This window comes from Phenylobacterium sp., from assembly GCF_030693805.1.
GTDB lineage: Bacteria > Pseudomonadota > Alphaproteobacteria > Caulobacterales > Caulobacteraceae > Phenylobacterium.
The window spans coordinates 1-5,298 of the sequence record NZ_JAUXZW010000203.1; the positions used below are offsets into that span (position 1 = coordinate 1).

Annotated in this window: 12 protein-coding genes; all 12 read left to right on the plus strand. The window is 65.9% G+C overall.

Features of this window, described 5'->3' with window-relative positions; genetic code table 11:
* A partial coding sequence (locus tag Q8M88_RS08060; RefSeq protein ID WP_305596196.1) for a 30S ribosomal protein S10 occupies positions 1–105 on the plus strand: 105 nt, incomplete at its 5' end.
* An 11-nt stretch (positions 106–116) separates the two neighbouring features.
* A complete protein-coding gene (rplC, locus tag Q8M88_RS08065) occupies positions 117–872 on the plus strand; it encodes a 50S ribosomal protein L3 (protein ID WP_305596174.1) in 756 nt (251 codons plus the stop codon).
* Positions 869–1,507 carry a 50S ribosomal protein L4 gene (rplD, locus tag Q8M88_RS08070; RefSeq protein ID WP_305596176.1) on the plus strand — a complete coding sequence of 213 codons (639 nt, stop codon included), beginning with the start codon at positions 869–871 and terminating at the stop codon, positions 1,505–1,507. The genes rplC and rplD overlap by 4 nt, the downstream gene beginning before the upstream one ends.
* Entirely contained in the window at positions 1,507–1,806 is a 300-nt protein-coding gene (locus Q8M88_RS08075) for a 50S ribosomal protein L23 (RefSeq protein ID WP_305596178.1), read from the plus strand. The genes rplD and Q8M88_RS08075 overlap by 1 nt, the downstream gene beginning before the upstream one ends.
* A gap of 4 nt (positions 1,807–1,810) precedes the next feature.
* Complete coding sequence (rplB, locus tag Q8M88_RS08080) at positions 1,811–2,647, plus strand: 50S ribosomal protein L2 (RefSeq protein ID WP_305596180.1); 837 nt, start codon at positions 1,811–1,813, stop codon at positions 2,645–2,647.
* A 3-nt stretch (positions 2,648–2,650) separates the two neighbouring features.
* Positions 2,651–2,929 carry a 30S ribosomal protein S19 gene (gene rpsS, locus Q8M88_RS08085; protein WP_305596182.1) on the plus strand — a complete coding sequence of 93 codons (279 nt, stop codon included), beginning with the start codon at positions 2,651–2,653 and terminating at the stop codon, positions 2,927–2,929.
* A 1-nt stretch (position 2,930) separates the two neighbouring features.
* Positions 2,931–3,311, plus strand: a complete 381-nt coding sequence (gene rplV / locus Q8M88_RS08090) for a 50S ribosomal protein L22 (protein WP_305596184.1) — start codon at positions 2,931–2,933, stop codon at positions 3,309–3,311.
* Positions 3,311–4,069, plus strand: coding sequence for a 30S ribosomal protein S3 (rpsC, locus tag Q8M88_RS08095; protein WP_305596186.1), 759 nt, complete (start codon positions 3,311–3,313; stop codon positions 4,067–4,069). The genes rplV and rpsC overlap by 1 nt, the downstream gene beginning before the upstream one ends.
* An 11-nt stretch (positions 4,070–4,080) precedes the next feature.
* Positions 4,081–4,509: a 50S ribosomal protein L16 gene (gene rplP / locus Q8M88_RS08100; protein WP_305596188.1), complete on the plus strand. Its 429-nt coding sequence runs from the start codon at positions 4,081–4,083 to the stop codon at positions 4,507–4,509.
* The gene (gene rpmC, locus Q8M88_RS08105) at positions 4,509–4,703 is read left to right on the plus strand and encodes a 50S ribosomal protein L29 (RefSeq protein ID WP_305596190.1); all 195 of its coding nucleotides are present in this window, start codon (positions 4,509–4,511) and stop codon (positions 4,701–4,703) included. Before rplP ends, rpmC begins: the two co-directional genes overlap by 1 nt.
* A 13-nt stretch (positions 4,704–4,716) precedes the next feature.
* Complete coding sequence (gene rpsQ / locus Q8M88_RS08110; protein ID WP_305596192.1) at positions 4,717–4,968, plus strand: 30S ribosomal protein S17; 252 nt, start codon at positions 4,717–4,719, stop codon at positions 4,966–4,968.
* A gap of 12 nt (positions 4,969–4,980) precedes the next feature.
* Positions 4,981–5,298 (plus strand): 50S ribosomal protein L14 (rplN, locus tag Q8M88_RS08115; protein ID WP_305596194.1); only part of this gene is annotated, 318 nt, incomplete at its 3' end.

A 5,298-nucleotide genomic window follows, 5' to 3' on the forward strand; every position in this document is an offset into this window, starting at 1 on the left:
ACGCATAAACGCGTGCTCGATATCGTCGACCCCACCCCGCAGACCGTGGACGCGCTGATGAAGCTCGACCTGTCCGCAGGCGTGGACGTCGAGATCAAGCTGTAGGGGATCGGTCGATGCGTACCGGCGTGATCGCCAAGAAACTGGGCATGGCGCGCTTCTTCGATGAAGCGGGCAGCCACGTACCCGTCACCGTGCTCAGCCTCGAGGGCTGCCAGGTCACGGGTCAGCGGACCCAGGAAAAAGACGGCTATGTCGCGCTCCAGCTCGGAGCCGGCGCCAAGAAGCCGAAGAACACCTCCAAGGCCATGCGCGGACACTTCGCCAAGGCCGAGGTCGAGCCCAAGCACAAGATCGTCGAATTCCGGGTGTCGGAAGACAACCTGATCGACGTGGGCGCCGAATTCACCGCCGACCACTATGTCCCCGGACAGAAGATCGACGTTACGGGCACCACGGTCGGCAAGGGCTTCGCCGGGGCCATGAAGCGCTGGAACTTCGGCGGCATGCGCGCCACCCACGGGGTGTCGGTGTCTCACCGGGCGCACGGCTCCACTGGCCAGCGTCAGGACCCGGGCAAGACCTTCAAGGGCAAGAAGATGGCTGGCCATCTCGGCCAGGAGACGGTGACCACCCTCAACCTGACCGTCTGGCGCATCGACACCGAACGCGGCCTTATCCTGGTCCGCGGCGCGGTGCCGGGCACCGAAGGCTCCTACGTCAAGATCCGTGACGCGATCAAGGTCGCGCCGCACGCCGATGCGCCGAAGCCCGGCGCGTTCCGCAAGGCCGGCCAGGCCGCCGCCGCGCCCGTCGCGGCTGAAGAACCTGCCGCCGACGAAGCGCCGCAAGCCGGGGGCGAAGACCAATGAAACTGGACGTCATCAAACTGGACGGCGCCTCGGGCGGCTCGATCGAGCTCCCGGACGACATCTTCGGCATTGACGAGATCCGCGGCGACATCCTGCAGCGCTGCGTCACCTGGCAGCTCGCCAAGCGTCGCGCCGGCACCCACAAGGTGCAGGTCCGCAACGAAGTCTCGCGGACCGGCAAGAAGATGTACAAGCAAAAGGGCACCGGCGGCGCCCGTCACGGCTCGCGCCGTGCGGCCCAGTTCGTCGGCGGCGCCCGCGCCCACGGTCCCGTGGTCCGCAGCCACGCCTTCGACCTGCCCAAGAAGGTCCGTGCGCTGGCGCTGCGCCACGCCCTGTCCTCCAAGGCCAAGTCGGGCTCGCTGGTCATCGTCGACAACGTCGTCCTCGCCGATCCCAAGACCGCGGGCCTTCGCGCCCAGCTCGGCAAGATCGGCCTGACCAATGCGCTGGTGATCGCCGGCGTCGAGGTGGACGGCAACTTCAAACTGGCCGCCCGCAACATTCCCAACCTGGACGTGCTGCCGAGCGCCGGCCTGAACGTCTATGACGTGCTGCGCCGCCACACCCTGGTGCTGACCCGCGATGCGGTTGAAGCGATCCAGGCGCGGCTCGCCCAGAAGGAGGCCGCGTAATGGCTGAGCCCACCGCCCGCCACTACGACACGATCCTGTCGCCGGTGATCACCGAGAAGGCCACGCTGCTCTCCGAGCAGAACAAGGTGGTGTTCCGCGTGGCCGACGACGCCTCGAAGGTCGAAATCGCCGCCGCCGTCGAAGCGCTGTTCAAGGTCAACGTGACCAAGGTCAACACCCTGGTGACCAAGGGCAAGACCAAGCGCTTCAAGGGCCGCCCGGGCCGTCGCCCGGACGTCAAGAAAGCCGTCGTGACCCTGGCCGATGGCCAGTCGATCGACATCACCACGGGGCTCTGATCCGATGGCCTTGAAACAATTCAACCCGACCTCGCCGTCGCGTCGCGCGCTGGTGCTGGTCGACCGCTCGGAACTGCACAAGGGCAGGCCCGAGAAGTCCCTCGTCGAGGGTCTGAACAAGAAGGGCGGCCGGGGCGGCGGCGGACGCATCGCGGTGCGTTTCCGTGGCGGCGGCGCCAAGCGCCTCTATCGCATCGTCGACTTCAAGCGTCGCAAGTTCGACGTCACCGGCGTCGTCGAGCGACTGGAGTACGACCCCAACCGCACCGCGTTCATCGCGCTGATCAAGTACGCCGACGGCGAGCTGGCCTACATCCTGGCTCCGCAGCGCCTGAAGGCCGGCGACGAGGTGCTGGCGGCCGAGAAGACCGACGTGAAGCCCGGCAACGCCATGGCGCTGCGCGCCATGCCGATCGGCACGATCATCCACAATATCGAGCTGAAGCCCCTGAAGGGCGGCCAGGTCGCCCGTTCGGCCGGCGCCTACGCCCAGCTGGTCGGTCGCGACGCGGGCTACGCCCAGATCCGGCTGAACTCCGGCGAACTGCGCATGGTGCAGGACAGCTGCATGGCCACGGTCGGCGCGGTCTCCAACCAGGACCATATGAACGAAGTCCTGGGCAAGGCCGGCCGCTCGCGCCACAAGGGTCGTCGCCCGCACGTTCGCGGCGTCGCCATGAACCCGATCGATCACCCGCACGGCGGCGGCGAAGGCCGCACCTCGGGCGGCCGCCACCCGGTCACCCCGTGGGGCAAGCCGACCAAGGGCCGCAAGACCCGCACCAACAAGACGACGGACAAGTTCATCATCCGTTCGCGTCACGCCAGGAAGGCTCGCTAAGGCATGACCCGCTCTGTCTGGAAAGGCCCGTTTGTCGACGGTTATCTGCTGAAGAAGGCGGAAACCGCGCAAGGTTCAGGCCGCAAGGATGTGATCAAGACCTGGTCGCGTCGCTCCACCATCATGCCGCAGTTCGTGGGCCTGACGTTCGGCGTCCACAACGGCCAAAAGCATGTCCCCGTGTCGGTGAGTGAAGACATGGTCGGCATGAAGCTCGGCGAATTCGCGCCGACCCGGTACTTCCCGGGCCACGCCGCCGACAAGAAGGCCAAGAGGAAGTAGCATGGCCAAGCAAGCCAAAGAGCGTCGGCAAAAGCCGTCCGAGGCGATGGCCAAGGTGCGCACGCTGCGCATCAGCCCTCGCAAGCTGAACCTGGTCGCGCAGTCTATCCGCGGCCTGAAGGTGCAGCGCGCCCTGAACGAGCTGGAATTCAGCTCCAAGCGCATCGCCCGCGATGTGCGCAAGGCGCTCTACTCGGCGATCTCCAACGCCGAGAACAACCACAACCTGGACATCGACAGCCTGGTCGTCGTCGAGGCCTACGTGGGCAAGAACCTGGTGATGAAGCGTTTCTCCGCCCGTGCTCGCGGCCGCGCTTCGCGCATCGAAAAGCCGTTCTCCGAGATCACCATCGTGGTCCGCGAATTGGGTGAGGCCGCCTGATGGGTCAGAAAGTCAATCCGGTCGGGCTTCGCCTCGGCATCAACCGCACCTGGGACAGCCGTTGGTTCGCCGACGGCTCGGACTACGGCCGCCTGCTCCACGAGGACATCAAGGTCCGCCGCGAGCTGAAGAAGCGTCTGTATCAGGCCGGCGTCTCGCGGATCATCATCGAGCGTCCGCACAAGAAGTGCCGCGTGACCATCTATGCCGCACGCCCCGGCGTGATCATCGGCAAGAAGGGCGCGGACATCGACAAGCTCCGCAAGGACCTGTCGGCACTGACCGAGGGCGAGGTTCACCTGAACATCGTCGAGATCCGCAAGCCCGAGACCGACGCTCAGCTGATCGCCGAGAATATCGCCCAACAGCTGGAACGCCGCGTGGCCTTCCGCCGGGCGATGAAGCGTTCGATGCAGAGCGCCATGCGCCTGGGCGCCAAGGGTGTCCGGATCAACGTCTCCGGTCGTCTGGGCGGCGCGGAAATCGCGCGGATGGAATGGTATCGCGAAGGCCGCGTGCCGCTGCACACCCTGCGCGCCGACGTCGACTACGGCTTCACCGAAGCCAAGACGACCTACGGGATCATCGGCGTGAAGGTTTGGGTGTTCAAGGGCGAGGTCCTCGACCACGACCCGATGGCGCTCGACAAGCGGCTGGCCAGTGAATCCGGCCCGGCCGGCGAAGGCGGCGGTCGTGATCGCTCCGGCGATCGTCCTGATCGCGGCCCGCGCCGCGACCGGCGCGAACAGGCGGCTTAAGGGCTCAAGTCATGCTGTCTCCGAAGAAAACCAAGTACCGCAAGCAGTTCAAGGGCCGTATCCACGGCAACGCCAAGGGCGGCTTCACGCTGAACTTCGGCTCCTATGGCCTGAAGTCCATCGAGCCGGAACGCATCACTGCGCGTCAGATCGAGGCGGCCCGCCGCGCGATTACCCGCCAGATGAAGCGCCAGGGCAGGGTGTGGATCCGCATCTTCCCGGACGTGCCGGTCAGCGACAAGCCGGCCGAAGTGCGGATGGGCAAGGGCAAGGGTTCGGTCGAGTACTGGGCCGCCCGCGTCGCGCCTGGCCGCATCATGTTCGAGATCGACGGCGTCGCCGACGACGTGGCCCGCGAGGCGCTGCGCCTGGGCGCGGCCAAGCTGCCGGTGAAGACCCGCATCGTGACGCGGATCGATGCTCTCGTGGAGCACGCGTAATGAAGATCGACGAAATCCGGGGCATGACGCCCGACCAGCTGGCCGAGACTCTGCTGAACCTGAAGAAGGAGCAGTTCAACCTGCGCTTCCAACGGGCGACCGGCCAAGTCGAAAAGACCCACCGCGTGGATGAAGTGCGCAAGGACATCGCGCGCATCAAGACGACGCTGCGGGCCAAGCAGGCCACGGCCTAGAGGACCCGACGAAATGCCGAAGAGAATTCTGGAAGGCGTGGTCGTCTCCGACAAGGGCGACAAGACCGTGGTGGTGAAGGTCGAGCGGACCTTCCTGCACCCCGTGCTGAAGAAGACCGTGCGCCGGTCGAAGCGTTATCACGCCCACGATGAAGCCAACGCCTACAAGGCCGGCGAATTCGCGCGGATCATCGAGTGTGCTCCTAAGTCGAAGCTCAAAACCTGGGAAGTGCTGCCTAAGGGCGCCGCTTCCGCGCAAGCGTAAGGGATCTGAGCCATGATTCAGATGCAAACTAACCTGGACGTCGCGGACAACTCCGGTGCGCGCCGGGTCATGTGCATCAAGGTGCTCGGCGGCGCTAAGCGGCGTTACGCCGGCGTCGGCGACAAGATCGTGGTCTCCGTCAAGGAGGCCATCCCCCGCGGCCGCGTCAAGAAGGGCGACGTGCTGCAGGCGATCGTGGTGCGCACCTCTTCGGCGATCAAGCGCAAGGACGGTTCGGTCATCCGCTTCGACAAGAACGCCGCGGTGATCGTCAACAAGCAAAGCGAGCCGATCGGCACGCGGATCTTCGGCCCGGTTCCCCGTGAACTG

Coding starts and splice junctions, on each gene's coding strand:
- rplC (WP_305596174.1), top strand. CDS start 117: ATGCGTACCGGCGTGATCGCCAAGAAACTGGGCATGGCGCGCTTCTTC.
- rplD (WP_305596176.1), top strand. CDS start 869: ATGAAACTGGACGTCATCAAACTGGACGGCGCCTCGGGCGGCTCGATC.
- Q8M88_RS08075 (WP_305596178.1), top strand. CDS start 1,507: ATGGCTGAGCCCACCGCCCGCCACTACGACACGATCCTGTCGCCGGTG.
- rplB (WP_305596180.1), top strand. CDS start 1,811: ATGGCCTTGAAACAATTCAACCCGACCTCGCCGTCGCGTCGCGCGCTG.
- rpsS (WP_305596182.1), top strand. CDS start 2,651: ATGACCCGCTCTGTCTGGAAAGGCCCGTTTGTCGACGGTTATCTGCTG.
- rplV (WP_305596184.1), top strand. CDS start 2,931: ATGGCCAAGCAAGCCAAAGAGCGTCGGCAAAAGCCGTCCGAGGCGATG.
- rpsC (WP_305596186.1), top strand. CDS start 3,311: ATGGGTCAGAAAGTCAATCCGGTCGGGCTTCGCCTCGGCATCAACCGC.
- rplP (WP_305596188.1), top strand. CDS start 4,081: ATGCTGTCTCCGAAGAAAACCAAGTACCGCAAGCAGTTCAAGGGCCGT.
- rpmC (WP_305596190.1), top strand. CDS start 4,509: ATGAAGATCGACGAAATCCGGGGCATGACGCCCGACCAGCTGGCCGAG.
- rpsQ (WP_305596192.1), top strand. CDS start 4,717: ATGCCGAAGAGAATTCTGGAAGGCGTGGTCGTCTCCGACAAGGGCGAC.